Genomic DNA, 523 nt, shown 5'->3' with positions numbered 1-523 from the left:
GATCCACACACTGGCCAGCCACGCCTGCGGCACCCGAACAGGCCGGGAGCTTATCAGCCAAAACTTGCGCACAACGGTGCCGGGGCCTGGAAAACCGAGCTGGACCGCCCCGTTGAGTGGGACAAAACCACASTCATGCGCCGCATGGGGCCGGCGGTCGAGGGTTTCTCTGATGCCACGCTGGAGCAAATTCGTATTGCCAGCGGTGTGGAGGAAGACGTCCTGCGCAGACTGCATGTCGTGAGCGAACCGCCACCAGCGCTGCTGACCGACACGATCGAACGCTTCAAGGCGTGGGCTGATGTGCGCAAGCTGCCCGAGCAGATTCTGGCCAGTGAAGTCCCGCAAGCGTTCGTTGAGCAGGTGCCTCGTTTACTGGCAGAGCTGCCAAGATGGCCCGAGCAGAAAGGCATCTGGCAGAGCTGCCAAGATGGCCCGAGCAGAAAGGCATCGAGGTTTTTGAAGGGGCCGAGCGTCGGGGGCCTTCGATCAAGTATGGCAATGTCGATGCGTCGCCGGCCAC

1 protein-coding gene is annotated in these 523 nt (G+C 62.1%); it reads left to right on the top strand.

Going from position 1 to position 523, the window contains the following annotated elements:
- Positions 1-135: 135 nt before the first annotated feature.
- A partial coding sequence (locus AC1DH9_RS30730) for a hypothetical protein (RefSeq protein WP_477809528.1) occupies positions 136-523 on the top strand: 388 nt, incomplete at its 3' end.

The organism is Pseudomonas sp. 05T35 (assembly GCF_056396605.1).
Note: the sequence above shows the minus strand (reverse complement) of the source record. Positions and strands in the feature narration are given on the sequence as shown.